The sequence below is a fragment of the Paractinoplanes abujensis genome (assembly GCF_014204895.1).
Classification (GTDB): Bacteria; Actinomycetota; Actinomycetes; order Mycobacteriales; family Micromonosporaceae; genus Actinoplanes; species Actinoplanes abujensis.
Window position 1 is genome coordinate 9,149,910 of sequence record NZ_JACHMF010000001.1, and the last position, 25,178, is coordinate 9,175,087.

A 25,178-nucleotide genomic window follows, 5' to 3' on the forward strand; every position below is an offset into this window, starting at 1 on the left:
CTGACACATGAGCGAGCTTGCGAGCGAATCATCAGGCACAGTGCCCGGCTCAGGCCTCCGCGGTAGCGAAGCGGAGGCGGCGGCATGAGCACACTCATCGTCGGCGCGTCCGGTTTTCTCGGCTCCGAAGTGGCCCGTCAGGCGACGGCCACCGACCAGGCGGTGGTGGGCACAGCCACCACCGCCGCGGGCGGGTTCGTTCCGGTCGACATCACCGATCGCAAGTCGGTGCGTGCGCTCATGTCCGCCGTACGGCCCAAGCTTGTGATCAACAGCACGCGGGGCGGCTGGCGGGTCGAGGCCGACGGTGCGGCCACAGTGGCCGCCGAGGCGGTCGCGGTCGGGGCCCGGCTCGTGCACGTGTCGACCGACGCCCTGCACGCGGGGCGCCCGACGCCGTACACCGAACGCGACGAGCCGACCCCGGTTTCCCTGTACGGGGCGGCCAAGGCGGCGGCCGAGACGGCGGTGGCGGCAATCGACCCGTCCGCGGTGATCGTGCGGACGTCGCTGATCTGGGGCGGTGACAACAGCGGGCACGAGTCCTTCGTGCTCGGACTGCTCAATGGGCAGCGCGGCACGCTGTTCAGCGACGAGATCCGCTGCCCGGTCCACGTGGCCGACCTGGCCGCGGCCCTGCTCGAACTGGCCGACTCGCGCTTCGCGGGCATCATCAACGTGGCCGGCCCCGAAGCGATCAACCGCGCCGACTTCGGCCGGCTGGTCGCCCGCGCGCACGGCCACGACCCGGACGCGCTGCCGGTCGGCCTGAGCGCCGGCAGCGGGCTCGGGCCGCGCCCGCTCGACGTGCGGCTCGACACGTCGCTGGCCCGTACGGTGCTGCGCACCCCGCTGCGGCCGGTCTCCGCCATCGCCTCCTGATCGCGCTCGCGTTCGCGTTCGCGTTCGTGCTCGTTTCCGCGCTCGTGCTCGTGCTCGTGCTCGCGCTCGCGCTCGTGTGAGACTGATCGGGTGGAGCCGCACATTGTCGAGCTGGGCGAGCAGCCCTACGTGGGCCGCCGCGAAACGATCACGATGACCCAGTTCGCGCGGGTCGCCGACCACCTGCCGACCATGGTCACCCGGCTCGGTGAGCGCGGTGTCCCCGTCTCCGGGGCGCCGTTCTTCCGCTACCGGGTGATCGACATGTCGGCCGACCTGGTGGTCGAAGCCGGCATCCCGGTCGCCACGCCGGCCATGGTGAGCGCGCCGATGTTCGCCGAGACCCTGCCCGCCGGGCGGTACGTGACGGTCAGCCACATCGGCCACCCCGACGAATTGATGCAGGTCACCGCGCGTCTGCTCGACTGGGCCCGCGACCACGGCCTGACCTGGGACATGCAGCCCACCCCGACCGGCGAGGTGTGGGGCTGCCGCCTCGAAGTGCTGAGGAGCAACCCGGCCGACGAACCCGACATGCACAAGTGGCGCACCGACCTGTTCTTCAAGCTCGCGGACCGAGTTTGACTTCGATGGCCTTCGGGGTATCTGCCGTGACAAGGCTCTCACCCCCCTCGGAGGACATAAATGCTTGCCATCGCCGCCGCTGTCGTCTTCGGAGTCTGGCTCCTGCTGGACCTGCTCGACACCAACCTGGGCGCGCCCGACCTGTTCAACTTCCCGACCATGGCCTCGCTCGGCCTCCTGCTGCTCTCCCTCTACCTCGCGGGCATCGGCAGCGGCCCGCGCGGCAGCGGCAACAGCTCGGGCCGCCGCTTCTACGGTCGTCGCCCCGGCCGCGGCTGACCCCCTGAACCACCCCCTCGAGCCACCGGCGGCCCCGCACGGCACGGCTCGAACCCGGCCCGTCGGATCTGCGCCTCTCGCGTGTTCCGGCGGGCCGGTCTCGTGTGGCACGGCTCGAACCCGGCCCGTCGGATCTGCGCCTCTCGCGTGTTCCGGCGGGCCGGCCTCGTGCGGCTGCATTTCGGGGACGCCGTGGCGGGCCGGTACTGTTTTCGCCGATGACTGAACCCGCTGACGGCCTCTTCTCCGTGGCGCAGCCCGGCGCCCCGCAGGCCCCGGCGCCGGCCACCGGCTTCACCACCCCCGACGCCGGCTCGCCGCTGCCGGTGCGGATGCGGCCCGCCTCCCTCGACGAGCTGGTCGGTCAGGAACACCTGCTCGCCCCCGGCGCCCCGCTGCGGCAACTGGTCACCGGGGCCAGCCCCATGTCGGTGATCCTGTGGGGCCCGCCCGGCACCGGCAAGACCACCATCGCCCACCTCGTCGCGGGCGCCACCAATCGCAAGTTCGTCGCCATGAGCGCGCTCTCGGCCGGGGTCAAGGACGTACGCGCGGTGATCGACACGGCCCGCCGCGAACGCCGCTACGGCGGCCCGCCCACGGTGCTGTTCATCGACGAGGTGCACCGCTTCAGCAAGACCCAGCAGGACTCGCTGCTGGCCGCGGTCGAGGACCGTACGGTCACACTTCTGGCCGCGACCACTGAAAACCCCTACTTCTCGGTCATTTCGCCCCTGCTGTCCCGGTGCGTGCTGCTCACCCTGCAGGCGCTCGACGACGACGACGTCCGTGGCCTGCTCCGCCGGGCCGTGGCCGACGAGCGCGGGCTGAACGGCGAGGTCACGCTGACCGCCGAGGCCGAGGAGCATCTCGTACGGCTGGCCTCGGGCGACGTCCGCAAGGCGCTCACCGCGCTGGAGGCCGCCGCCGGTTCGGCCGTGGCCCAGGGCGTCAAGGAGATCGACCTCGCCACCGCGGAGAAAGCGGTCGACGTGGCCGCCGTGCGCTACGACCGCGACGGCGACGCCCACTACGACGTGACCAGCGCCTTCATCAAGAGCATGCGCGGCAGCGACCCCGACGCGGCCCTGCACTGGCTGGCCCGCATGCTCGTGGCCGGCGAGGACCCGCGGTTCATCGCCCGGCGCATCGTCATCTTCGCCAGCGAGGACGTCGGCATGGCCGACCCGCAGGCGCTGCTCGTGGCCACCGCCGCGGCCCAGGCCGTACAGCTGATCGGTCTGCCCGAAGCCGGGCTCAACCTGGCCCAAGCCGTGATCCACATGGCCACCGCCCCCAAGAGCAACAGCGCCACCACCGCGATCGGCGCGGCCATGGCCGACGTGCGGGCCGGTCGCGGGGGAGCCGTGCCGTCCGCGCTGCGCGACGCGCACTACCCCGGCGCGCGCGGATTAGGGCACGGGCGAGGTTATCGCTATCCGCACGACGACCCTCGCGGGGTGGTAACTCAGCAGTATCTGCCCGACGATCTGGCGGACGCGGAGTATTACCAGCCGACCGACCACGGCGCCGAACGGGCGATGGGGGAGCGGGTTCCGCGGCTGCGGCGCATCGTGCGTGGTCGTGCCGCTACACCGCGTACGGGGGACGTTCCGGGGCCCGGGACCAGCCGCCCGGCGGGTGGTGCGACCTTGACCCCTGCTGCCAACATCACAGCGGAAAAGCCCGACCCTCCCGTCGGTGCTGATCCGGAGCCGGGCGAGCCCGCATCGACGGCCGTCGCCGGCTCCGGTGGCGCCTCCGATGGGAGCGTGTCCACAGATGGGACTGGTAGTCTCGCCCGTCCGCCCGCGGCGACCGGGCCGGAAGGGACGACGCCCGACGAAAGCGGCCCAGCCGCCGGAGAGGAACAGCCGTGACCCCGCGCGGTGCCGATCGGCCCGACGACGACGCTGACCTGCGCAACGAGCAGGCCGGCGGGCGCAAGGGGCGCCGCTTCGGTCGCGGGCGGCAGGAACCGGTCGAGGAAGAGCCGGTCGCCCAGGAGGAAACGGGCTGGCTCGACGACCTGCGCACGGCCAAGCAGCAGCGCTCCGCGATCGGCCCCGGCACCTTGGCCGGCGAGACCCGCTACAGCAAGTCCGGCCGGGTCGCCCCCGGCCCCGACGACAACCCCGGCGACGAGCTGCCCGCCCCCGGCTGGCAGTCCGGCAGCGGCGAGTTCCCCGCGGCCGACAACCGGCCCGGCCAGCGCTCGGGCGCCGTTCCGCCGCAAGGCCGCGGTCAGCGTTCGGGAGCGGTGGCGCCGCAGGGTCCTGGTCAGCGTTCGGGAGCTGTGGCGCCGCAGGGTCCCGGTCAGCGTTCGGGAGCTGTGGCGCCGCAGGGTCCCGGTCAGCGTTCGGGGGCCGTCCCGGCGCAGGGGCCCGGCCAGACGTCACGGGGCCAGATCCCGGCCGCTCCGGGCCGCGCGGGTGTGCCCGCACCGACTTTCCCGTCCGCCGGCCCCGATCAGAGCGGTCCACCGCCGGTCGGCCGCGACCAGGCGGGCCGCCCGTACGGCGGCGCCCCGGCCGGTCAGCAGTACGGAAACCCGGCACCGGGCGGCCAGCACGGGGGCGGTGCCCCGGCCGGCCGGCAGTACGGAGGCGCCGATCCGGGCCGGGCGCAGCCGGACGACCAGGATCAGTACGGCCGCTCGGCAGCACCCGCCCGGCGCGGCCCCGAGCCGCAATCGCCCGCGGCCGGCGGAGTCGTTCCGCTTTCGGGCAACGCCCCCGAACTCCCGTCGGTGCGCCCGGTGTCCCCGGCGTCCCGCCCGGTCTCGCCGGGCGTACCCACTCGCGGCCGCGATCGCTTCCGCGCCGACGGCCCACCCGCGGGTCGCCCGACCTCCGGTGCCGGCTTCGGCGGTTCCGGCCGTCCCGTCTCGGGCTCGCCGGACGGCTCGGCCTACGGCGGTTCCGGCCGGCCGGTCTCCGGTGCCCCGGACTTCGCCGACCCGGAGGCCCAAGGCGGTGCCGGCTTCGGCGGGCGCGCTTCGGCGCCCGGGGAGTACGGCGGTGCCGGGCGGCCGGTCTCGGGCGCGCCGGAAGGTGCCGGCTTCGGCGGGCGCGCCTCGGCGCCGGGGGAGTACGGCGGTGCCGGGCGGCCGGTGCCGGGTGCACATGGACAAGGCGGCGCAGGGCCGGACGGTCCGGGGCAGACCACCGGACGGCACGGCCGTGGTGGCGATGACGCTCCGGGCGAGCGCACCGGCCGGCACGGCGGTGGCGAGCCGGGGGAACGCGGCCGACGGTCCGGGCGCGGCAACCCGCCCGGTCAGGGCGCCCCGTGGTCGGGTGCGCCGGGACCGAGTGGCACCAGCCAGAACGTTTCCCGCCACGGTGGCGCCGAGCTGGCCGGGCCGCAGGGGCCGGGGTCTCCGGGCGCGCCGCCCGGCCCAGGTCGCCAGGGCGCCGGGCCGGGATCGCCCGGTGCCGGGCCCGGCCCGCAGGGCCCCGGTGCGCCGGGCGGACTCGGTCCGCAGGGCGGTCACGGTCCGCAGGGCGGTCACGGTCCGCAGGGCGGGCCTGGTGGGCAGGCCGGGCCGGCTGCGCCCGGCGGGCCCGGGGTGCCGGGTCGGTCCGGGGTGCCGGGTGGACCGGGTGCTCCCGGGCGTGGCGGACCCCAAGGGCGTGCGCAGGGCAACGACCCGCAGCCGGGTGGGCGCGGGCCGGGCGTGTCCGGGCACACGGGCAGCTTCCCCGCGGCCGGTTCGGGCACCGGTCCGGTGCGGGCCGCGGCCGTCGTGCCGCCGGTCGTGCCGGGACGCGAAGGGGTGCGGACCCCGGCCGTTCCCGGGCGCGCCGGCGCCATGGCCGGGCAGACCTCGGGTGTGGTTCCCCGCCCCGGCGACAGCTCCGGGCGGATAGCGCCGCGCGGTGGGCAACCGGGCAGCGGTCCGCAGGGGCCGGGGCAACCGCAGGGCCGGGGCCGGGCTGTGCCCGCCGGTCAGGTCTCGCCGCCGACGGGCCCGGTCTCGCCGGGGCAAACTCCGCAGAACGTCTACGGGCGTCCGCCGGCGGGGCCGGTCTCGCCCGGGCAGAACGTCTACGGCCAGCCGCCGTCGCAGCAGCCGACCCCGGGTGAGTACGGCCAGCTCTCCCAGGCCCAGAGCGCGCCGCGGCCGCCGCAGGCCGACGCCGATCAGGTGCCGGGGGAGTACGGGCAGCTGTCGCGGGCCCAGGCCGTCCCCGGGCAGCCGCAGCTCGAACCGGGTCAGGCGACGGGCGCTGTGCGCGGCCCGGCCGGCCGTGGTGAGCGTGGCCGTAACGGGCCCGGCGGTCGTGCCCCCGGTTCCGCCCAGATCAGCGGCGACCCCGCCCGGGGTGCCGCCGGCGCCGCCGTGGTGGGGGGAATCGCCGGTGCGGCCGCGGGCGCGGCTTCCGTCGGGGCCGCCCCGGTCCGTGGTGCCGGCGGGCCGGGTGACGCCAACCGCGGCGCCGCCCCGGTGCGGGGCGGGCGCAGGTCGGAAAGCCTGGACGACGCCGACAGCGCCACCCTGCGCGGTGGCCGCGGCCAGGATGACGCCGACGGCGGCGCCCTGCGCGGTGGCCGCGGTCACGACGACGCCGGCGGCGGCTTCGCTCGCAGCGGTCGTGGCCGGTTCGGCGTGGATGACGCTGACAGCGGCGAGGTTCGTGGTCGTGGCCGCTTCGACGTGGACAAGGCCGACAGCGGCGCGGTGCGTGGCGGGCGGGACGACGCGGACAGTGGCCCGCACGCCGCGGCCCCGCTGCGGGGGGCGCGGGGGGCCGCGAGCCTGGCCGATGTCGAAAGCGGTGCGGCCCACGGTGCGGCGTCCGTTCCGGGGGCGCTCGGCTCCGCCTCGGTGCGTGGGGCAGCGGGTCCGGACGGCTCGGCGCCGAAGGGCAGCACGAGCGTGCGGCCCGCCGGCGCGGCTGCGGGGGCGGCCAAGGCCGGCGCGACGGCTCGGGCCGGCGCGCCCGGGCGGGTCGTCGTCGAGACCGGCGGCGGCCCCTTGCCCGCTCAGGGCGGGTCACCGGTGGTCGGAGCCAAGGCGGCCGGAGCGGCCAAGGCGGCCGGAGCGGCCAAGGCGGGCGTGGCGGCCGGAGCGGCCAAGGCGGCCGGAGCGGCCGGAGCAGCCAAAGCAGTCGGGGCGGCCGGGGCGGCCGGGGCCACGATGGTGGCGGCGCCGGACGGGGACGAGCCCGGTGCGACCTCCGGCGGCCTCAACGGCATCCGGGAGCAGATCCGCGCCCAGCGCAAGCTGCGCGTCGTGACGCTGGTCGCGCTGGCGATCGTCGTGCTGGTCGTGCTGCCCGCGTTCTTCGGGCTGCGGTCGGCGAGCAAAGACCCGGTTTTCGGCTCGCTCGACGCGCTGAACGTGCCGTCGTGGGCCGAGCAGCAGGTCGACGACCAGGATTTCGGCAGCCAGTGGTGTTTCGAGGAGTGCCGGTTCCGCGAGCGCACCGCCGACTCGCAGCGGCCGTTCAAGGAGACGACCGCGGCCTACACGTCGGCCCTGACCGCCGCCGGGTGGCAGCCGTGGCAGGTCGAGGACTGCCCGGAGCAGGCCGTCGACCCGGCCGAGAGCACGTACAGCTGCTGGAAGCGTGACGAGTTCACTCTGGATCTGCGGGTCAGTCCGCCCGACTGCAAGATCGACCAGGTGACCGCGAACGACCCGGCCGTCGCGGGTTCGGTGGCGCCGACCGTGCCGCCTCAGGGCTCCTGCACGGGCTCCGCCGTCAGCATCAAGGTGCAGGCCGCGATCGCCGACACCCGGGGCAAACCGGACCCGGAGAAGAGCCCGTTCACCGGCGAGACGCCCGACCCGGTCATCACGGAGGACCTCCTGGAGCCGACACCCACGGCGTCGTGACGCGGGTTGTGGTCACGGACGGTAGGGTCTGCACGTTGAACCGCCCACCCGTGACCTTATGAGGGAGACGCGCCTGATGGACGCCGGAGAAATCGCAGGCCTGATCGCGGCGGGCGCCTTTCTGATGCTCGTCGTCGTGCTCGCCGTTCCGCTGCTCAAGCTGGGCCGCACCGTCGACGCCGCCACCAGGGCCATCAACGACGTGACCGACCGCACCGGCCCGCTGCTGACCGATGTCAACGAGACCGTCAAGGGCGTGAACGTCGCCCTCGGTCAGGTGCAGGTCTCTTTGGACGGTGTGAACGTCCAGCTCGGCAAGGTCGACACGATCACCGAGCACGCCGCCCACGTCACCGCCAACGTGGCCAACCTGTCCACCGTCGTGGCCGCCGCCGCGGCCAACCCGCTGGTCAAGGTGGCCTCGTTCGGGTACGGCTTGCGCAAGACCGTCCAGGCGCGCCGCAACGCCGACGAGGCTCGCGAGGTGCGCGAGACCATGAAGCAGCGCCGCAAGGCCGCCCGCCGCTAATTCGTCAGAAGGGAACCAACCCGCCATGAAGCGGCTGCTCTGGCTGGGTGTCGGCCTCGCCGTCGGCGCCATCGTCGTTCGCAAACTCACCCAGAAGGCGAACGAGTTCACCCCTACCGGCATAGCCACCTCGCTGTCGCAATCCGCTGGCGGCCTGGTCGAGTCGATGCGTAGCTTCGTGGAAGACGTGCGCGCCAACGCGGCCGAACGCGAGGAACAGATCAACAAGGCGTTCGCCGAGGGTGAGCTGTACGTCTACGAGGACGAGGACGGCCCGGACGGCCAGGAGGGGAACCGATGAAGACGGCGGAGATCAAGCGGCGCTATCTGGCGCATTTCGAGGCCAACGGGCACACGGTCGTGCCGAGTGCCCCGCTGCCCGCTATCGACGACCCCAACCTGCTGTTCATCAACGCCGGCATGGTGCAGTTCGTGCCGTATTTCCTGGGCCAGCGCACCCCGCCTTTCCCTCGTGCGGTGAGCGTGCAGAAGTGCATCCGCACGCCCGACATCGACGAGGTCGGCAAGACCTCCCGGCACGGCACGTTCTTCCAGATGAACGGCAACTTCTCGTTCGGCGACTACTTCAAGGAAGGCGCGATCAAGCTCGCCTGGGAGCTGTCGACGAACCCGGTCGAGCAGGGCGGCTTCGGGCTCGACCCGGAGCGCATCTGGCCGACCGTCTACCTCGACGACGACGAGGCGTTCGCCCACTGGAAGGCGATCGGGGTGCCCGAGTCGCGGATCGTGCGCCGCGGCAAGAAGGACAACTACTGGTCGATGGGCATCCCGGGCCCGGCCGGCCCGTGCTCCGAGCTGTTCTACGACCGCGGCCCCGAGTACGGCAAGGACGGCGGCCCCGAGGTCGACGAGGACCGGTTCATGGAGTTCTGGAACCTGGTCTTCATGCAGTACGAGATCACCGACGTGAAGTCGAAGTCGGAGTTCACGGTCGTCGGTGACCTGCCCAAGCAGAACATCGACACCGGCATGGGCCTGGAGCGCGTCGCGGCGCTGCTGCAGGGCGTCGACAACCTGTACGAGATCGACGAGGTGCGCCCGATCCTCGACCGCGCGGCCGAGATGACCGGCAAGCAGTACGGCGCGAAGTCCGGGCACATCGCGGGTGAGTCCCACCCCGACGACGTACGCCTGCGGGTGATCGCCGACCACGTGCGCACCGCGCTGATGCTGATCGGCGACGGTGTCACGCCCAGCAACGAGGGCCGTGGATACGTGCTGCGCCGGATCATGCGCCGCGCGATCCGGGCGATCCGTCTGCTCGGCTGGCAAGCGCCGGCGCTGCCCGAGCTGCTGCCGGTGGCGCGCGACTGCATGGCCCCGTCGTACCCCGAGCTGGCCGAGGAGTTCGGCCGGATCTCCACGTACGCGTACGCCGAGGAGGACGCGTTCCTGTCCACGCTGCGCGCGGGCACGACGATCCTGGACACGGCGATCAGCGACACCCGGGCCAAGGGCGGCAAGGCGCTCAGCGGCGACCAGGCCTTCCAGCTGCACGACACGTACGGCTTCCCGATCGACCTGACCCTGGAGATCGCGCAGGAGCAGGGCCTCGAGGTCGACCAGGACGGCTTCCGCCGGCTGATGGCCGACCAGCGGGCCCGCGCGAAGGCGGACGCGGCCGCGCGCAAGACGGGCCACGCCGACCTCAGCGCGTACCGGAACGCTCTGGATCTCGGTGGTCCGGTCGAGTTCACCGGTTATCAGGAGGTCTCGCGCGAGTCGCGGGTGCGGGCGCTCATCGGTGGCAGCGGCGCGGTCGAGGTGGCCGGCGAGGGTGACTTCGTGGAGCTGGTGCTCGACACCACGCCGTTCTACGCCGAGGGCGGTGGCCAGCAGGCCGACACCGGCGTGATCAAGGTCGGCGGGGGCCAGCTCGAGATCGTCGACGTGCAGCAGCCGCTGCCGGGCCTGATCGTGCACAAGGCGCGGGTGATCCGCGGTGAGGTGCGCACGGGTGAGGCGGCCGAGGCCGAGATCGACGTGACCCGGCGCAAGGCGATCTCGCGGTCGCACACCGCCACCCACCTGATCCACCAGACCATGCGCGCGTTCCTCGGCGAGTCGGCGACCCAGGCCGGTTCGCTGAACGCGCCGGGCCGGCTGCGTTTCGACTTCAACACGCCGGGGGCCGTCTCGCCCGCGGTGCTGCACGACGTCGAGCAGCAGGTCAACGAGGTGCTGCTGCGTGACCTGGAAGTCCACGCGTTCATCACCTCCCAGTCCGAGGCGCGCCGGTTGGGCGCGATGGCGCTGTTCGGAGAGAAGTACGGCGATGAGGTCCGTGTGGTTGAAGTCGGCGACTACGCGCGTGAGCTTTGTGGTGGCACGCACGTCGCCCGCTCGGGTCAGCTGGGCCTGGTGAAGATCCTCAACGAGCAGTCGATCGGCTCCGGTGTGCGCCGGGTCGAGGCGCTCGTCGGCATCGACGCGTTCGGCTTCCTGGCCAAGGAACACCTGTTGGTGGCGCGTCTGGCCGAGCTTTTCCGGGTGCCCGGGGACCAGGTCGCGGACCGGGTCGAGCAGACGGTGACCGCGCTGCGCGACGCCGAGAAGGAGCTCGAGAAGATGCGCGCGCAGATGGTGCTGGGCGGTGCGGGTACGCTCGCGGCCCAGGCCAAGGATGTGCGCGGGGTGGCCTTCGTCGGCACCGAGGCTCCCGAGGGCGCGGCCGGCAACGACGTGCGTACGCTGGCTCAGGAGATCCGCGGCAAGATCGACGCGGCTCGTCCCGCGGTGGTCGCGGTGGCGGCCCGGGCTAACGGCAAGGCGTCGCTGATCGTTGCTCTCAACGGCGCGGCCAAGGCCCGTGGGCTCTCCGCGGCCGATCTGGTCAAGGGCGCCCTGTCCGGCCGGGGTGGCGGCAACGCCGACCTCGCGCAGGGCGGTGGGCTGCCCGCCGACCAGGTGCCGGTACTTTTGGCGGCGGTCGAGAAGGCGGTGGGTGACACCGCTCAGTAGCGGTAACTACGGAGGGTGGCCGGATGAGCGCGCTGTCGCGGGGTAGGCGACTGGGCGTCGATGTCGGTAAGGTGCGCGTCGGGGTCGCGATCAGCGACCCTGACGGGATCCTGGCCACCCCCCTGGTCACGGTGCCCCGTGACATGGGTGCGGCAACCGATGCCGTGCCTAGCGACATAGCTGAGCTCGTCCGCCTTGTGGGGGAACACGAGGTGGTGCAGATCGTGGTGGGGCTCCCGGTGCGCCTGAACGGGGCCGAGGGACCCGCCGCCATCGACATCCGCGCGTACGTGGAGCGCCTGTCGGCTTCGGCCGGTGAGGTTCCGGTTGCTCTTGCTGACGAGAGGATGTCGACGGTGGTCGCAACCCGTAGGCTTGCCGAGCGTGGCGTCCGAGGGAAGCGCCAACGCGCGGTCGTCGACCAGGCGGCCGCGGTGGAGATCCTGCAGAGCTGGCTGGACGCGCAGCGGAGGCAGAGATGATCGACGAGCTGGATCTGGCGTTCGACGAGCACGCCGACAAGACGAAACCCCGGCACCGCCGGGGTCGCGGCGGCAAGAAGAGCTCGGGCAAGTCCGGCATCGCCTTTGTCATGGCTTTTGTCCTGCTTGCCGCGCTCGGCGGTGGTGTCTACTTCGGCTACAACAAGGTCAAGGACTTCTTCACGGCGGCCGATTACGACGGCGCGGGTGGCGACGCCATCCAGGTGACGATCGAGAAGAACGCGACCCTCACCGATATCGGCAACGCCCTGGTCGACGTCGACGTCGTCAAGAGCACCAAGGCCTTCGTGAACGCGGCGGACGCCAACCCCAAGGGCAAGAACATCCAGTCCGGCACGTACAACATGAAGAAGCAGATGTCGGCCGAAAGCGCCGTCACCCTGCTGCTCGACCCCAAGGCGCGGGTCACCAAGGGTGTCACCTTCCGCGAGGGTCTCACGATGATGCAGACGTTCGCTCTGCTGTCCAAGGCCACAAAGATCCCGGAAGACGACTTCGTGCAGGCCGCGAAGGACCCGGAGGCGCTGGGCATCCCCGACTTCTGGTTCAACCGGCGCGACGGCAAGCAGGCCAAGAAGACGGTCGAGGGCTTCCTCTTCCCCGACACGTACGAGTTCGATCCCAAGATGGACGCCAAGGCGATCCTCGAGGTGATGATCGGCCGCTTCCTCGACACCGCCACCGAGATCGGCTTCGTCGACACCGTGCAGAAGAATCTGTCGGTCTCGCCGTTCGAGGCGCTCGTGGTCGCCTCGCTGGCCGAGGCCGAGGCGGGCGTCCCCCAGGACCTGTCGAAGATCGCCCGGGTCGCCTACAACCGCACGTACAAGCAGCAGCCGGCCATGCCGCTGCAGTTCGACGTCACCGCGAACTACTGGCTGCAGCTCAAGGGCAGCGCGGCCAAGCACTCGGGGCAGCTCAGCCAGAAGGAACTCGACGACCCGAACAATCCGTACAACTCGGTGAGCCGGGCCGGTCTGCCCCCGGGCCCGATCGACAACCCGGGCAAGTCCGCGCTCGAGGGTGCGATGAAGCCGGCCTCGGGCGAGTGGCTGTTCTTCGTGGCCGTCGACAAGAAGGGCAACTCGGCCTTCGCCATCACCAACGAGCAGCACGACGCGAACCGGCTCAAGGCCTGCCGGAACGGCGTCCCGCTGAGCAACTGCCCGAAGTGACCGGTATGTAACTCGGGGCAACGAACCGATCGATGATTCCCTATGGTTTAGGGCATCTCGCCCACGGGGGGCGCGACTTCTGCAAAGGAGTGGTGCGTTGACTACTGTCTCCAACTGGATGAGGCGTACGGCGTTCGTCGCCGCCGGCACGGCCGCGGTCCTCGGGGTCGTCTCGACGCCGGCACTGGCTGCGGACACCCTGAGCACCACCGGCGCGTCGGGCCGCTGGTCCTACATCAGGAACGGTGACTGGAGCCTCTACGCCAAGGACCCGCTGACCGACGGCCACTGCGCCCAGTGGCAGTACAAGGCGCCCGGCGGTTCCTGGACGAACTCGCTGAACAGCGTCTGCACGAGCACCGAGACCTGGGCCGGTTCGGCCCGCTCGGGCTACCAGATCCGGATCTGCCGCACCGGCGTCTGGAACTGCTCGGGCACCCGCACGCTGTAATACGCTGCGAGTCGGCGGCCGGTCGGGTTTCCCGCCCGGCCGCCGCTGTGTTTCCCGACCTCCCGGAGTTCAGCCTGATGACCGCCATCCGCCGGGCCGCCGTGTGCGGCATGCCGATCAGCCACTCGTTGTCGCCCGTGATCCACAACGCGGGTTTCGCGGCCGCGGGGTTGTCCGGCTGGTCCTACGGCTCCTTCGAATGCGGCCAGGCCGACCTGGCCGCATTGGTCGGCGGGCTCGGCCCCGAGTGGGCCGGGCTGTCGCTGACCATGCCGCTCAAGGAGGAGGGGCTGCGCCTGGCCGCGGCGGCGTCCCCGGTGGCGGTGGCGATCGGCGCGGCCAACACCCTCGTACGCCGGGAGGACGGCAGCTGGCAGGCCGACAACACGGACGTGGCGGGCATGGTCCGGGTGCTGCGCGAGGCCGGCTTGAAGCCCGCGCCGACGGTCTCCGTGCTGGGCGGCGGGGGCACGGCGCGTGCGGCCCTGGCCGCGGCGGCCGACCTGGGCGCCTCAGCCGTCACGGTGGTGACCCGGCGCCCGGCGGCCCGCGAGGAGCTGATCCCCGTGGCGACGGCGCTGGGCCTGGCCGTCCTGAGCACACCGTGGGAGCTGGCGAGCACCGCGTTCGAGGCCGACGCCGTGATCTCGACTGTGCCCAAGGGCGCCGCCGACCATCTGGCGGGTGATGTGCCCTGGCGTGCCGGCACGGTGCTCTTCGACGCGATCTACGACCCGTGGCCGACACCTCTGGCCGCCGACGCGCAAGCCCACGGCGTACCGGTGCTGTCCGGTCTTGATCTTTTGCTGGCACAGGCGCTGAGCCAGTTCGAGCAGTTCACCGGCGTCAAACCGGCCCCGGAAGAGGCGATGCGGGCGGCTCTGCTCGCCGCGGCGGCGGCCCGTTAGCGCCGCTCACGGCGGGACATGCCAGACTGTGTCCCGTGTTGCGCTGGCTAACCGCAGGTGAATCGCACGGACCGGCGCTCGTCGCGCTCCTCGAGGGAGTGCCCTCCGGGGTCGAGGTGACGAGCACGGAGATCGGGCGCGATCTCGCGCGCCGCCGGCTGGGTTACGGCCGCGGCGCCCGCATGAAGTTCGAGCAGGACGTCATCGAGATCGTCGGTGGCATCCGGCACGGGCTCACGCTGGGCAGCCCCGTCGCGATCCGGGTGGCCAACTCGGAGTGGCCCAAGTGGGAGACCGTCATGGCGGCCGACCCGGTCGACCCGGCCGAGCTCGCGTCGCAGGCCCGCAACGCGCCGCTGACCCGCCCGCGCCCCGGTCACGCCGACCTGGCCGGCATGCAGAAATACGCGCACACCGACGCCCGCCCGATCCTCGAACGGGCCAGTGCCCGCGAGACCGCGGCCCGCGTGGCCGTCGGCGTGGTGGCCAAGGCGCTGATCAAGCAGGCGCTCGGCATCGAGATCGTCTCGCACGTCATCGAGCTGGGTTCGGTGGCGGCCAAGACCGGCCTGATCCCCACCCCGGCCGACTTCGACCGGATCGACGCCGACCCGCTGCGCTGCCTCGACCCCGAGGCCAGCGCGCGCATGGTGGCCGAGGTCGACGCGGCCAAGGGCGACGCCGACACCCTGGGCGGCATCGTCGAGGTGCTGGCCTACGGCGTGCCCCCGGGTCTGGGCTCGCACGTGCAGTGGGACCGCAAGCTCGACGCTCGGCTGGCCGCGGCCCTGATGTCGATCCAGTCCGTCAAGGGCGTCGAGATCGGTGACGGCTTCACCCAGGCCCGCTCGCGCGGCTCGGTGGCGCACGACGAGATCATCCCGACCGACGACGGCGTCAAGCGCGTCACCGACCGCGCCGGCGGTCTCGAGGGCGGCATCACCAACGGTGAGCCGCTGCGGGTGCGGGCCGCGCTCAAGCCGATCTCGTCGCTCAACCGCGCTCTGCAGACGATCGACGTCACCACCGGCGAGCCCGCCACGGCCATCAACCAGCGCTCCGACGTGGTAGCGGTGCCGGCCGGGGCGATCGTGGCCGAGGCGATGGTCGCGCTGGTGCTGGCCGAGGCCGCGGTCGAGAAGTTCGGCGGCGACTCGGTCGGCGAGATCCGCCGCAACCTGCAGGGCTACCTCGACAACCTGGTCGTCCGCTGATGGCGCCGCGGGCCGTGTTCGTGGGTGCCCCCGGCGCCGGCAAATCGACCATCGGCGCCGCGGTCGCGCAGCTGCTCGGGGTCCCGTTCGCCGACGCCGACGCGATCATCGAGGTCGAGGCGGGCAAGCCCATCCCCGAGATCTTCATCGACGACGGCGAAGAGGCTTTCCGCGCCCTCGAACGGTCCGTCATCGCTTCCGCGCTGGAGGCGTACGACGGTGTGCTCGCCCTCGGTGGTGGCGCGATCCTCGACGGGGGCACCCGGGAGTTGCTGCGCAAGCACACGGTGGTCTACCTGTCGGTCGAGCTGAGCGACGCGGTCAAGCGGGTGGGCCTCGGCGCGGGCCGGCCGCTGCTGGCCATCAACCCTCGGGCCACCTTGAAATACCTGCTCGACCAGCGCCGCCCGCTCTACGCCGAGGTGGCCACGCACACGATCAAGACCGACGGCCGCGAGCCCGACGAGATCGCTAGCGAGGTCGCGACCCTGCTGCGGGGCTAGCTCGCGTTCGCCTCGAGCCGCTCGATCCGGGCGATCAGCGGGGCGAGTTCCGCCCGCACGGCGGTGAGGACACCGGGGGTGCCCATGTTCGCCCGCAGGTGGGCGTAGCCGGCCAGGGCCACCCCGACCGCCCGCCGGATCGACTTGGCGTCGGCGCCGCGTTCGCGCAGCAGCCGGCCCGCGGCGCCGTCCTGCTCCGCGGCCAGGGCGACCAGCAGGTGTTCGCAGCCTACGTAGTTGTGTCCGAATCCGATCGCCTCGCCGACGGTTTGTTCCAGGGCGATCGCGGCGGGCCGGCTGAACCGCAGGCCCTCGGCCGGGCCGCCGGGCTCGCGGGTGGTGGGCGCGGTCAGCGACGCCGGCGCGACGTCCATCGCGGTCAGGATCTGCAGGGCCAGGTTGTTGCCCTCGGTCAGCACGCCGTGCAGCAGGTCGCCGGTCGACACGGTCGGGGCGCCGGCCTCGCGGGCCCGATCGACGGCCAGCGTGACCACGGTGACGAGCCGGGCCGTGAAGGCGGACAAGCGATCGGACAGATCACCCGAAAGGTCGTCCAGGATGGTCGCGCGGATCGTGGTCACCCGCTGCACCGCCTGCTCCAGTGCCCGCTGGCAGATCGCGGAGACCGGTATGCCGCTCTCGCGGACGGACTCGGCCAGGTCGTCGGGAAGGTACACGTTGATTTTCGGCATGCCGTCTTTGTAACCCCTATGGGGGTAGAAAGATATAACCCCATTCCGCCGCCGATAGGGTGTCCGCCGTGGTGACACGGATTCAGGTGAGCGGTGACCGTCCGTACGACGTGCTTGTCGGGCGGGATCTCGCGGGCGAGCTGCCGTCGCTGATCGAGGGCGCGGCCCAGGTGGCGGTGCTGTTCTCGGCCCCGCTGCGGGACCGGGCGCAGCTCGTCGCCGAGGCCGCCGGGGTGCCGGCCCTGCTGATCGAGGTGCCCGACGCCGAGCGCGGCAAGACGATCGAGGTCGCCGCGATGTGCTGGGACAAACTGGGCGCCAACAACTTCACCCGTACGGATGCGGTGGTCGGGGTGGGCGGCGGCGCCGTGACCGACCTGGCCGGCTACGTCGCCGCGAGCTGGCTCCGCGGCGTGCGCTGGGTGCCGTGCTCGACGTCGCTGCTCGGCATGGTCGACGCGGCCGTCGGCGGCAAGACCGGCGTCAACATCGCCGCGGGCAAGAACCTGGTCGGCGCGTTCCATCCGCCCGCCGGTGTGCTCTGCGACCTCGACGCGCTGCGCACTCTGCCCGCCGACGACCTGCTGGCCGGCCTGGCCGAGGTGATCAAGTGCGGTTTCATCGCCGACCCGGCGATCCTCGACCTGGTCGAGAACGATCCGGCCGGGGCGGTTGACCCCGAGTCGCCGGTGCTGCGCGAGCTGGTCGAGCGGGCGATCCGGGTCAAGGCCGAGGTGGTGAGCGTCGACCTCAAGGAGTCGGGGCTGCGCGAGATCCTCAACTACGGCCACACGCTGGGTCACGCGATCGAGAAGCGCGAGCAGTACACCTGGAAGCACGGGCACGCCGTCGCCGTGGGCCTGATCTTCGCGGCCGCCTTGTCGCACCTGTCCGGGCGGCTCGACGCGGCGGCGCATGCGCGGCACCGCGCGATCCTGCGGCAGGTGGGGCTGCCGGTCTCGTACTCCAAAGACGCCTGGCCCGATCTGCTCAGCGCGATGCGTGTGGACAAGAAGGCCCGGGCGGCCACGCTGCGCTTCGTGGTGCTCGACGAGCTGGCCAAGCCCGGCATTCTGGCCGGTCCCGACGATGCCCTGCTGGAGCGGGCGTACGCGGAGGTGGCTCGATGATCTACGTGCTGAACGGGCCCAACCTGGGCCGCCTGGGCACCCGCGAGCCCGAGATCTACGGAACGACCACGTTCGCCGACCTCGAACGGCTGTGCCTGGAGACGGGCGCCGCGCTCGGGGTCGAGGTCGAGGTGCGCCAGACCGACGCCGAGCACGAGATGCTCCGGTGGCTGCACGCGGCCGCCGACGAGGGCGCCGACGTGGTGCTCAACCCGGCCGCTTGGAGCCACTACAACATCGCGATCCGGGACGCCGCGTCCATGCTGCGCGGACGGCTCGTCGAGGTGCACATCTCCAACATCCACACGCGCGAGGAATTCCGGCATCATTCGGTCATCTCGGCCGTCGCCACCGGTGTCATCGCGGGCTTGGGTATCGATGGGTACCGCCTCGCGCTGCAGCATCTGGCCCCATTGGCCGGTAAAGGCTGAGCGCCGGTAAACTCGGACGGTCACCGATTGGTTCTTTCATAACTCAGAGGGCTTGCAGACAACATGGCTTCCACGAACGACCTCAAGAACGGCCTGGTGCTCAACCTCGACGGCGACCTCTGGTCGGTCGTCGAGTTCCAGCACGTGAAGCCGGGTAAGGGCGGGGCGTTCGTGCGCACCACGCTCAAGAACGTGCTGTCCGGCAAGGTCGTCGACAAGACGTTCAACGCCGGCACCAAGGTCGAGACCGCCACGGTCGACAAGCGCACGATGCAGTACCTGTACCAGGACGGCGAGGACTTCGTCTTCATGGACCTCGACACCTACGACCAGATCACCGTCCAGGGCGGCACGGTCGGCGAGAACGCCAACTACCTGCTGCCCGAGGCCGAGGCCACGGTCGCGTTGCACGAGGGCGTCCCGCTTTACATCGAGCTCCCGACCAGCGTCTTCCTCGAGGTCACCTACACCGAGCCCGGCCTGCAGGGCGACCGCTCCACCGGCGGCACCAAGCCGGCCACGGTCGAGACCGGTGCCACGGTTAACGTGCCGCTGTTCATCACCACCGGCGAGAAGATCAAGGTCGACACCCGCGACGGCCGTTACCTCGGTCGTTCCTGAGATGTCGGAAGGCCCCAAGACGCAGATGCCCGCGCGCCGCAAGGCGCGCAAGCGGGCCCTCGACGTGCTTTACGAGGCCGACCTGCGCGACCTGCCGCCCCGGCAGGTGCTGGCGACCTATCTCGAGCGGATCGCCAAGCCGCACCCCGACCACCTCGACTACGCGGTCGGCCTGGTCGAGGGCGTGGCCGAGCATCTCGACCGGATCGACGAGCTGATCGCCAGCTACGCCGAGGGCTGGACGATCGACCGCATGCCCGTGATCGACCGCAACCTGGCCCGCATCGCGGTCTACGAGTTGCTCTACGTGCCCGAGATCGACGATCCGGTCGCGATCACCGAGGCGGTCGAGCTGGCCAAGACGATGTCGACCGACGACAGCCCGCGCTTCCTCAACGGCATCCTCGGCCGCATCGCCGAGTTCGCCACGCGCTAGTCGTCCCAGGTTCCGGTCGCCCGGCGCGACCGGAGCCTGTCCGTCAGCTCATAATTCCTGGTAGTAGCGCACCAGGGGCAGCCCCGTGAAGCCGGCTTCTTCGTACGCCGCGCGGGCCGGCGCATGACCCGGGTCGCCGCCGGTGGCGACCACAGCCAGGACGCAACCGGCGGTCCGCATGTGCGCCAGGGCGAACGCGATCAGCGTGCGGGCGATGCCGCGGCGCTGGGCGTCCGGATCGACGGCGATCATCTCAATCTCGGCGCTGTTCGGCTCGCCGGCCCCGTCACGGTGATGGACGACCGCGACGAAACCGAGCGGCTGACCGTTCTCCACGGCGACCCATGTGGTTTCGGTCAGCTCACGGCACGTCTGCTCGACCGCGGCGGCCTGGATCCGGTGCCAGTCGGGGTAGATGCGCTCGAAGATCCGGCGGCCGAGCACCGCCTCGAACGAGGCGAACACCGGAGCCCAGGCGCGTAACGAGAATTCGACTACAGCGGGTATGTCGCTCGCGGCGAGCGGGCGGATCTCGATCGGCATGCCGCCAGCCTGGCAGCCGTGTCCACTCGTTTACCGTTTCCGCGGGAACGGTCACGTTCCGGACATCGATCGGCATCGTAGGGTGTGGCCATGCCTCGCTACGCCCGCCGCTCGGCCCGCGTCTTGTTGATCGACTCCGAGGATCGGGTGTTGCTGCTGCGATCGGCGCTGCTTCCCGGTCCGGGGCATGTGTGGCTCACTCCGGGCGGCGGCGTGAAGTGGTGGGAGCGGCTTCGGCCGGCCGCCGCGCGCGAGCTGCGGGAGGAGGTCGGCCTCGCGGTGCGGCCGCGGGACCTGCGGCCGGTCGCGTTCACGACGGGCCATGCGGATCTCACGTTCGCCCGGGGCCTGTTCCGCGACGACTTCTTCGTGTATCGGGTCGATCGGCACGAAGTGGACACGAGCGGTCACACGGAGCTGGAACGAAAGCACTACGCGGGATTCCGGTGGTGGTCGGCCGCGGAACTGGCCGCCACCGACGAGACCGTCTATCCGTTCCGCCTGGCCGGACTGCTCGCCGACCTCGTCGTCGGCGCGTCGCCGGCCGAGCTGGTCGAGCTGCCCTGGCACCACTTCGGCTGAGCCCGGTCCCGGCGGCAAAATAGTTGACCGTACGCGGCCCCGGCATCACTGATCGCGCAAATTCCGGCGGCTGAGTCGATCATCGTAGTCACGTCGGCCACGATCAGTGATGTCGATCGTCGCACGGAACGACACGGCCGGGAAAACGAAAAAGCCCGCGACGGCCGCGGGCTTTTCGGACTCGGGACGCGTGCCGATGGTGGATTCGGCGCGGTCGAGGATGGGGGATTGTGACCGGTTGGGGGCCGGTGGTGGAGCGGACTAGCTGGCGAAGAAGGCCCGGGGGTCGGCCACGAGAACGCCCTGCTCGGTCAGGCGCTCGATCAGGCCCGACGGCGAGATGTCGTACACGATGGCCAGCGCCCGCAGGTCGTCGGCGCGGATGGAGAGGACGCGGCCGTTGTAGTCGCCGCGCTGCTGCTGAATGGCGCGGGCGTAACGGGCGACGTAGGCGAGGTCCTCGCCGGTGGTGTCGTAGAGCTTCTCGAGGTCGAGCACGATCTTGTTGGTGGCCTCGAGCCGGACGCCGCTGCCGTCGGGCAGCAGCTCCGAGACGGGCACCCGGTAGAAGTCGGCCAGCTCGGCGAGGCGCGAGACGGTGACGGCACGGTCGCCGCGCTCGTACGAGCCCACCACGACGGCCTTCCACCGGCCGTTGGACTTCTCTTCCACACCCTGCAGGGACAGGCCCTGCTGCTGCCGGATGGAGCGCAGGCGCGCACCCAGCGACTTGGCGTACTCAGACGGCATTCGGAACACTCCCACTGTGCTGGCCCCGAGGGTTCCCCTCGGCGATCGCTACGCAGCGTGACGGTACGGAGTTTGCGACCCCTGGTCAAGTGTCGGTTACCTATGAGTCGCGTTCACCCGGGGCGAAGTGTCCGATTCGCCGGGCGTGTTCTCGGGTCAGCCACGTCACCATGGTCATCACCGCGACCACTGGTAACGTAGCGTCAGCCATAGGGGCGGCCCCTCACGGGTTGCCCCGAAGACATCCTTTAACGACCCGTCCCGTGAGGCGGGGAAGGAGGTCCGCCGTGGCATCGCCACGCGCCGACGCGCCCAGCAAGATCATTTTGAGTGCGTCCGACCTGCAACGGGTTGTCGATCGCATTGCTCATCAGATTCTCGAGAAGACCTCCGGCGCCACCGGCACCGTGCTTCTCGGCATCCCCACCCGCGGAGTGCCGCTGGCCCGCCGGCTGGCCGCCCGCATCCACGCCTTCGAGGGCATCGACGTCCCGGTCGGCTCGCTCGACATCACTCTCTACCGCGACGACCTGCGGTTGCAGGCCACCCGCGCGCTCGGCAAGACCGAGCTGCCCGGCGGGGGGATCGACGGGCGGCGCGTGGTCCTCGTCGACGACGTGCTCTTCTCCGGCCGTACGGTCCGGGCCGCGCTCGACGCCCTGAAGGACGAGGGCCGGCCGAGCTCGGTGCAGCTCGCGGTGCTGGTCGACCGCGGTCACCGGGAGCTGCCGATCCGCGCCGACTACGTGGGCAAGAACATTCCGACCTCGCTGGTCGAGAGCGTCCGGGTCTCGCTGACCGAGACCGACGGCCTCGACGAGGTCAAGCTGACCGGGGGTGACAAGTGATCAAGCATCTGCGCTCGGCCGCCGACCTCGACGCGGCCACCGCGACCCTGATCCTGGACACCGCGGGCGAGATGGCCGCGCTGGCCGGCCGCGAGGTCAAGAAGCTGCCGACGCTGCGCGGCCGTACGGTGGTCAACCTGTTCTACGAGGACTCGACCCGCACGCGCATCTCGTTCGAGGCGGCCGCCAAGCGGCTCTCGGCCGACGTCATCAACTTCTCGGCCAAGGGCTCCAGCGTGTCGAAGGGCGAGAGCCTCAAGGACACCGCGCTGACCCTGCAGGCCATGGGGGCCGACGCGGTCGTGATCCGGCACCCCGCCTCGGGCGCGCCGCACCGGCTGGCCGCGTGGGTCGACGGGTCGGTGGTCAACGCGGGGGACGGCACCCACGAGCACCCGACGCAGGCGCTGCTCGACGCGTACACGATGCGGTCGCGCCTGGGCCGCCTCGACGGTCTGCGCGTCGCCATCGTGGGTGACGTGCTTCACAGCCGGGTCGCCCGCTCCAACGTGCTGCTGCTGACGACCCTGGGCGCCGAGGTGACCCTGGTCGGGCCGCCGACACTCATTCCGGTGGACATCGCGGCCGCCCTGTCGCCGGCCACCAAAGTGTCGTACGACCTCGATAGCGTCCTGCCCGACATGGACGTTGTGATGATGCTGCGGGTGCAGACCGAGCGCATGCAGGACTCGTACTTCCCCTCGGCCCGGGAGTACAGCCGCCGCTACGGTCTCGACCTCGCGCGCATGCGCAAGCTGCCGGAGCACGCGATCGTGATGCACCCCGGCCCGATGAACCGCGGCATGGAGATCACGCCCGAGGTGGCGGACTCGTCGCGATCCACGATCGTCGAACAGGTCGCCAACGGGGTCAGCGCCCGGATGGCCGTTCTCTACCTGCTGCTTGGGGGCAAGGCATGACCTCTTATCTGCTTCGTGGGGTGTCGGTGCTGGGCGCCGACCCGGCCGACCTGCTCATCCGCGACGGCGTTGTTTCCTCCGGGGCCGCCGGGGACGCCGAGGTCATCGACGCGGCCGGGCTCGTCGCGCTGCCGGGCCTGGTCGACCTGCACACCCATCTGCGCGAACCCGGCCGGGAAGACGCCGAGACGGTCGAGACGGGCTCCCGCTCGGCCGCGCTGGGTGGTTACACGGCGGTCTTCGCGATGGCCAACACCTCGCCGGTGGCCGACACGGCCGGCGTGGTCGAGCAGGTCTGGCGCCTGGGCAAGGAGGCCGGCCTGGTCGACGTGCAGCCGATCGGCGCGGTCACTGTCGGGCTGGCCGGTCGCCAGCTGGCCGAGCTGGGCGCGATGGCAAGCTCCGCGGCCAACGTCCGGATCTTCTCGGACGACGGGCACTGCGTGGCCGACCCGCGGCTGATGCGCCGCGCGCTCGAATACGTGAAGGCGTTCGACGGCATCATCGCCCAGCACGCCGAGGAGCCGCGGCTCACCGAGGGCGCCCAGATGCACGAGGGCGAGGTCAGCACCCGGCTCGGGCTCACCGGCTGGCCGGCCGTCGCGGAAGAGGCGATTATCGCGCGCGACGTGCTGCTGGCCGAGCACGTGGGCAGCCGCCTGCACGTCTGCCACGTCTCCACGGCCGGTTCGGTCGAGGTGCTGCGCCAGGCCAAGGCCCGCGGGGTGCGGGTGACGGCCGAGGTCACGCCGCACCACCTGCTGCTGACCGACGAGCTGGCCGCGTCCTACGATCCGGTCTACAAGGTCAACCCCCCGTTGCGTACGGCCTCCGACGTCGAAGCCCTGCGGGCCGCGCTGATCGAGGGCGTGATCGACATCGTCGCCACGGATCACGCGCCGCACGCGACGGAGGACAAGGAGTGCGAATGGGCGTACGCGCGGCCGGGCATGGTCGGTCTGGAGACCGCGCTGCCCGTGGTGCTCTCCGTGCTGGGTGACCGCTGGGATCTGATCGCCGAGCGCATGTCCCGGACGCCCGCGCGCATCGCGGGCCTGACCGGCCACGGCACCGACCTCAGCGTCGGGCAGCCGGCCAACCTCACGCTGGTGGATCCGTCCGCCCGGCGGGTCGTCGACCCGTCCGAGCTGGCGAGCAAGAGCCGCAACACACCGTACGCGGGCACCACCCTGCCGGGTCGCATCGTCGCGACCTTCCTCCGGGGAGAGCCGACGGTCCTGGACGGGAAGGCTGTTAAGTAGATGTCAAAAGCGCTTTTGGTTCTCGAGGACGGACGCACCTTCATCGGCGACGCCTACGGCGCCACCGGGGAGACGTTCGGCGAGGCCGTGTTCACCACCGGCATGACCGGTTATCAGGAGACACTGACCGACCCGTCGTATCACCGGCAGGTCGTCGTGCAGACGGCGCCGCAGATCGGCAACACCGGGGTCAACACCGAGGACGACGAGTCCTCGCGCATCTGGGTGGCGGGCTACGTCGTACGGGACCCGGCTCGCCGGCCCTCGAACTGGCGCTCGACCGGCGACCTGGGGGAGCGGCTCGCGGCCGAGGGTGTGGTCGGGATCAGTGGGATCGACACCCGGGCGCTGACGCGTCATCTCCGCTCGCGGGGTGCGATGCGGGTGGGCATCTCATCGGTGGACCTGGACCCGCAGTCGCTGTTGTCGCGCGTGCAGGCGGCGCCGGAGATGGTCGGCGCGGACCTGTCGGCCGAGGTGACGACGTCCTCGCCGTATCGAGTCGACGCCGTCGGCGAACACCGCTACACCGTGGCCGCGCTCGACCTCGGGATCAAGCGGAACGTCTCGCGGCGGCTGGCCGAGCGCGGGGTGACGACGCACGTCTTCCCGGCGTCGGCGTCGATCGACGAGCTGCTCGCGGTCTCGCCCGACGCGGTCTTCTTCTCACCCGGCCCCGGCGACCCGGCGACCGCCGACGGCCCGGTCGCGCTGGCCCAAGAGGTCATGCGCCGGCAGAAGCCGCTGTTCGGCATCTGCTTCGGCAGCCAGATCCTGGGCCGCGCGCTCGGCTTCGGCACCTACAAGCTGGGCTACGGCCACCGTGGCATCAACCAGCCGGTGCTCGACAAGACCACCGGCAAGGTCGAGGTGACCAGCCACAACCACGGGTTCGCGGTCGACGCGCCGCTCAACACCGTGATCGACACCGAGTTCGGCGGGGTCGAGGTCTCGCACGTCTGCCTCAACGACAACGTGGTCGAGGGCCTGCGCGGGCTCGAGGTGCCCGCGTTCACCGTCCAGTACCACCCCGAGGCCGCGGCGGGCCCGCACGACGCCGACTACCTCTTCGACAGGTTCGTCGAGCTCGTGGAACGGAAGGCCTGA

At 71.6% G+C, this 25,178-nt stretch carries 26 protein-coding genes; 23 read left to right on the top strand and 3 right to left on the bottom strand.

Features of this window, described 5'->3' with window-relative positions; genetic code table 11:
• The first annotated feature begins 84 nt into the window (after window positions 1-84).
• The 14 genes from BKA14_RS42220 (at window position 85) to BKA14_RS42285 (ending at window position 15,856) form a co-directional block, all read left to right on the top strand.
• Window positions 85-882 (top strand): sugar nucleotide-binding protein, encoded by a 798-nt coding sequence (locus BKA14_RS42220; protein ID WP_184956318.1) that lies wholly within the window; start codon window positions 85-87, stop codon window positions 880-882.
• Window positions 883-972: 90 nt separating this feature from the next.
• Window positions 973-1,467 (top strand): GyrI-like domain-containing protein, encoded by a 495-nt coding sequence (locus BKA14_RS42225; protein ID WP_184956319.1) that lies wholly within the window; start codon window positions 973-975, stop codon window positions 1,465-1,467.
• Between the two features lie 60 nt (window positions 1,468-1,527).
• The gene (locus BKA14_RS42230; protein ID WP_184956320.1) at window positions 1,528-1,746 is read left to right on the top strand and encodes a hypothetical protein; all 219 of its coding nucleotides are present in this window, start codon (window positions 1,528-1,530) and stop codon (window positions 1,744-1,746) included.
• Between the two features lie 218 nt (window positions 1,747-1,964).
• A complete protein-coding gene (locus tag BKA14_RS42235; protein ID WP_184956321.1) occupies window positions 1,965-3,626 on the top strand; it encodes a replication-associated recombination protein A in 1,662 nt (553 codons plus the stop codon).
• Complete coding sequence (locus BKA14_RS44805; RefSeq protein ID WP_184956322.1) at window positions 3,623-7,591, top strand: hypothetical protein; 3,969 nt, start codon at window positions 3,623-3,625, stop codon at window positions 7,589-7,591. Before BKA14_RS42235 ends, BKA14_RS44805 begins: the two co-directional genes overlap by 4 nt.
• A gap of 76 nt (window positions 7,592-7,667) precedes the next feature.
• Window positions 7,668-8,120 (top strand): DUF948 domain-containing protein, encoded by a 453-nt coding sequence (locus BKA14_RS42245; RefSeq protein ID WP_184956323.1) that lies wholly within the window; start codon window positions 7,668-7,670, stop codon window positions 8,118-8,120.
• Between the two features lie 25 nt (window positions 8,121-8,145).
• Window positions 8,146-8,421 (top strand): hypothetical protein, encoded by a 276-nt coding sequence (locus tag BKA14_RS42250; RefSeq protein WP_184956324.1) that lies wholly within the window; start codon window positions 8,146-8,148, stop codon window positions 8,419-8,421.
• Window positions 8,418-11,102: an alanine--tRNA ligase gene (alaS, locus tag BKA14_RS42255; protein WP_184956325.1), complete on the top strand. Its 2,685-nt coding sequence runs from the start codon at window positions 8,418-8,420 to the stop codon at window positions 11,100-11,102. Before BKA14_RS42250 ends, alaS begins: the two co-directional genes overlap by 4 nt.
• A 23-nt stretch (window positions 11,103-11,125) precedes the next feature.
• Entirely contained in the window at window positions 11,126-11,584 is a 459-nt protein-coding gene (ruvX, locus tag BKA14_RS42260) for a Holliday junction resolvase RuvX (protein WP_184956326.1), read from the top strand.
• Window positions 11,581-12,780, top strand: coding sequence for an endolytic transglycosylase MltG (gene mltG / locus BKA14_RS42265; protein WP_184956327.1), 1,200 nt, complete (start codon window positions 11,581-11,583; stop codon window positions 12,778-12,780). Before ruvX ends, mltG begins: the two co-directional genes overlap by 4 nt.
• A 97-nt stretch (window positions 12,781-12,877) precedes the next feature.
• Window positions 12,878-13,231 carry a hypothetical protein gene (locus BKA14_RS42270; RefSeq protein WP_239092625.1) on the top strand — a complete coding sequence of 118 codons (354 nt, stop codon included), beginning with the start codon at window positions 12,878-12,880 and terminating at the stop codon, window positions 13,229-13,231.
• A 77-nt stretch (window positions 13,232-13,308) separates the two neighbouring features.
• Window positions 13,309-14,139 (top strand): shikimate dehydrogenase, encoded by an 831-nt coding sequence (locus BKA14_RS42275; RefSeq protein ID WP_184956328.1) that lies wholly within the window; start codon window positions 13,309-13,311, stop codon window positions 14,137-14,139.
• 35 nt (window positions 14,140-14,174) lie between these two features.
• Window positions 14,175-15,353, top strand: a complete 1,179-nt coding sequence (aroC, locus tag BKA14_RS42280; RefSeq protein ID WP_184956329.1) for a chorismate synthase — start codon at window positions 14,175-14,177, stop codon at window positions 15,351-15,353.
• The gene (locus BKA14_RS42285) at window positions 15,353-15,856 is read left to right on the top strand and encodes a shikimate kinase (protein WP_184956330.1); all 504 of its coding nucleotides are present in this window, start codon (window positions 15,353-15,355) and stop codon (window positions 15,854-15,856) included. The genes aroC and BKA14_RS42285 overlap by 1 nt, the downstream gene beginning before the upstream one ends.
• Here the strand turns inward: BKA14_RS42285 and BKA14_RS42290 are convergent.
• Window positions 15,853-16,548, bottom strand: a complete 696-nt coding sequence (locus BKA14_RS42290; protein WP_184956331.1) for a Clp protease N-terminal domain-containing protein — start codon at window positions 16,546-16,548, stop codon at window positions 15,853-15,855. The two genes, BKA14_RS42285 and BKA14_RS42290, sit on opposite strands and share 4 nt — an antisense overlap.
• A 59-nt stretch (window positions 16,549-16,607) precedes the next feature.
• Here BKA14_RS42290 and aroB point away from each other — a divergent pair, with 59 nt between their 5' ends.
• The 4 genes from aroB (at window position 16,608) to nusB (ending at window position 19,166) form a co-directional block, all read left to right on the top strand.
• Window positions 16,608-17,678 (top strand): 3-dehydroquinate synthase, encoded by a 1,071-nt coding sequence (aroB, locus tag BKA14_RS42295; RefSeq protein ID WP_184956332.1) that lies wholly within the window; start codon window positions 16,608-16,610, stop codon window positions 17,676-17,678.
• The gene (aroQ, locus tag BKA14_RS42300) at window positions 17,675-18,109 is read left to right on the top strand and encodes a type II 3-dehydroquinate dehydratase (RefSeq protein ID WP_184956333.1); all 435 of its coding nucleotides are present in this window, start codon (window positions 17,675-17,677) and stop codon (window positions 18,107-18,109) included. The genes aroB and aroQ overlap by 4 nt, the downstream gene beginning before the upstream one ends.
• Before the next feature lie 63 nt (window positions 18,110-18,172).
• Complete coding sequence (efp, locus tag BKA14_RS42305) at window positions 18,173-18,730, top strand: elongation factor P (RefSeq protein WP_184956334.1); 558 nt, start codon at window positions 18,173-18,175, stop codon at window positions 18,728-18,730.
• A 25-nt stretch (window positions 18,731-18,755) separates the two neighbouring features.
• Window positions 18,756-19,166 (top strand): transcription antitermination factor NusB, encoded by a 411-nt coding sequence (nusB, locus tag BKA14_RS42310; RefSeq protein WP_184957275.1) that lies wholly within the window; start codon window positions 18,756-18,758, stop codon window positions 19,164-19,166.
• 48 nt (window positions 19,167-19,214) lie between these two features.
• Here the strand turns inward: nusB and BKA14_RS42315 are convergent, their stop codons facing one another.
• Window positions 19,215-19,709, bottom strand: coding sequence for a GNAT family N-acetyltransferase (locus BKA14_RS42315; protein ID WP_184956335.1), 495 nt, complete (start codon window positions 19,707-19,709; stop codon window positions 19,215-19,217).
• Window positions 19,710-19,799: 90 nt separating this feature from the next.
• Here BKA14_RS42315 and BKA14_RS42320 point away from each other — a divergent pair, with 90 nt between their 5' ends.
• The gene (locus BKA14_RS42320) at window positions 19,800-20,291 is read left to right on the top strand and encodes an NUDIX hydrolase (protein WP_184956336.1); all 492 of its coding nucleotides are present in this window, start codon (window positions 19,800-19,802) and stop codon (window positions 20,289-20,291) included.
• Window positions 20,292-20,552: 261 nt separating this feature from the next.
• Here the strand turns inward: BKA14_RS42320 and bldD are convergent, their stop codons facing one another.
• On the bottom strand, window positions 20,553-21,041 hold the full coding sequence (bldD, locus tag BKA14_RS42325; protein WP_020517563.1) for a transcriptional regulator BldD: 489 nt from the start codon (window positions 21,039-21,041) through the stop codon (window positions 20,553-20,555).
• 287 nt (window positions 21,042-21,328) lie between these two features.
• On the opposite strand from bldD, the gene pyrR reads away from it, so the two are divergent.
• From pyrR to carA, 4 genes are read left to right on the top strand one after another with little or no spacing between them, the layout of a single operon-like run.
• Entirely contained in the window at window positions 21,329-21,889 is a 561-nt protein-coding gene (pyrR, locus tag BKA14_RS42330) for a bifunctional pyr operon transcriptional regulator/uracil phosphoribosyltransferase PyrR (RefSeq protein WP_184956337.1), read from the top strand.
• Window positions 21,886-22,809, top strand: a complete 924-nt coding sequence (locus BKA14_RS42335) for an aspartate carbamoyltransferase catalytic subunit (RefSeq protein ID WP_184956338.1) — start codon at window positions 21,886-21,888, stop codon at window positions 22,807-22,809. Before pyrR ends, BKA14_RS42335 begins: the two co-directional genes overlap by 4 nt.
• The gene (locus BKA14_RS42340; RefSeq protein ID WP_184956339.1) at window positions 22,806-24,071 is read left to right on the top strand and encodes a dihydroorotase; all 1,266 of its coding nucleotides are present in this window, start codon (window positions 22,806-22,808) and stop codon (window positions 24,069-24,071) included. Before BKA14_RS42335 ends, BKA14_RS42340 begins: the two co-directional genes overlap by 4 nt.
• On the top strand, window positions 24,072-25,178 hold the full coding sequence (gene carA, locus BKA14_RS42345) for a glutamine-hydrolyzing carbamoyl-phosphate synthase small subunit (RefSeq protein ID WP_184956340.1): 1,107 nt from the start codon (window positions 24,072-24,074) through the stop codon (window positions 25,176-25,178).

Excerpts from the sequence above, each read along its gene's own strand:
- BKA14_RS42220 (WP_184956318.1), top strand. The coding sequence starts at position 85 with ATGAGCACACTCATCGTCGGCGCGTCCGGTTTTCTCGGCTCCGAAGTG.
- BKA14_RS42230 (WP_184956320.1), top strand. The coding sequence starts at position 1,528 with ATGCTTGCCATCGCCGCCGCTGTCGTCTTCGGAGTCTGGCTCCTGCTG.
- BKA14_RS42235 (WP_184956321.1), top strand. The coding sequence starts at position 1,965 with ATGACTGAACCCGCTGACGGCCTCTTCTCCGTGGCGCAGCCCGGCGCC.
- BKA14_RS42245 (WP_184956323.1), top strand. The coding sequence starts at position 7,668 with ATGGACGCCGGAGAAATCGCAGGCCTGATCGCGGCGGGCGCCTTTCTG.
- BKA14_RS42250 (WP_184956324.1), top strand. The coding sequence starts at position 8,146 with ATGAAGCGGCTGCTCTGGCTGGGTGTCGGCCTCGCCGTCGGCGCCATC.
- alaS (WP_184956325.1), top strand. The coding sequence starts at position 8,418 with ATGAAGACGGCGGAGATCAAGCGGCGCTATCTGGCGCATTTCGAGGCC.
- ruvX (WP_184956326.1), top strand. The coding sequence starts at position 11,126 with ATGAGCGCGCTGTCGCGGGGTAGGCGACTGGGCGTCGATGTCGGTAAG.
- mltG (WP_184956327.1), top strand. The coding sequence starts at position 11,581 with ATGATCGACGAGCTGGATCTGGCGTTCGACGAGCACGCCGACAAGACG.
- BKA14_RS42275 (WP_184956328.1), top strand. The coding sequence starts at position 13,309 with ATGACCGCCATCCGCCGGGCCGCCGTGTGCGGCATGCCGATCAGCCAC.
- BKA14_RS42285 (WP_184956330.1), top strand. The coding sequence starts at position 15,353 with ATGGCGCCGCGGGCCGTGTTCGTGGGTGCCCCCGGCGCCGGCAAATCG.
- BKA14_RS42290 (WP_184956331.1), bottom strand. The coding sequence starts at position 16,548 with ATGCCGAAAATCAACGTGTACCTTCCCGACGACCTGGCCGAGTCCGTC.
- aroQ (WP_184956333.1), top strand. The coding sequence starts at position 17,675 with ATGATCTACGTGCTGAACGGGCCCAACCTGGGCCGCCTGGGCACCCGC.
- efp (WP_184956334.1), top strand. The coding sequence starts at position 18,173 with ATGGCTTCCACGAACGACCTCAAGAACGGCCTGGTGCTCAACCTCGAC.
- nusB (WP_184957275.1), top strand. The coding sequence starts at position 18,756 with ATGCCCGCGCGCCGCAAGGCGCGCAAGCGGGCCCTCGACGTGCTTTAC.
- BKA14_RS42315 (WP_184956335.1), bottom strand. The coding sequence starts at position 19,709 with ATGCCGATCGAGATCCGCCCGCTCGCCGCGAGCGACATACCCGCTGTA.
- BKA14_RS42320 (WP_184956336.1), top strand. The coding sequence starts at position 19,800 with ATGCCTCGCTACGCCCGCCGCTCGGCCCGCGTCTTGTTGATCGACTCC.
- bldD (WP_020517563.1), bottom strand. The coding sequence starts at position 21,041 with ATGCCGTCTGAGTACGCCAAGTCGCTGGGTGCGCGCCTGCGCTCCATC.
- BKA14_RS42340 (WP_184956339.1), top strand. The coding sequence starts at position 22,806 with ATGACCTCTTATCTGCTTCGTGGGGTGTCGGTGCTGGGCGCCGACCCG.
- carA (WP_184956340.1), top strand. The coding sequence starts at position 24,072 with ATGTCAAAAGCGCTTTTGGTTCTCGAGGACGGACGCACCTTCATCGGC.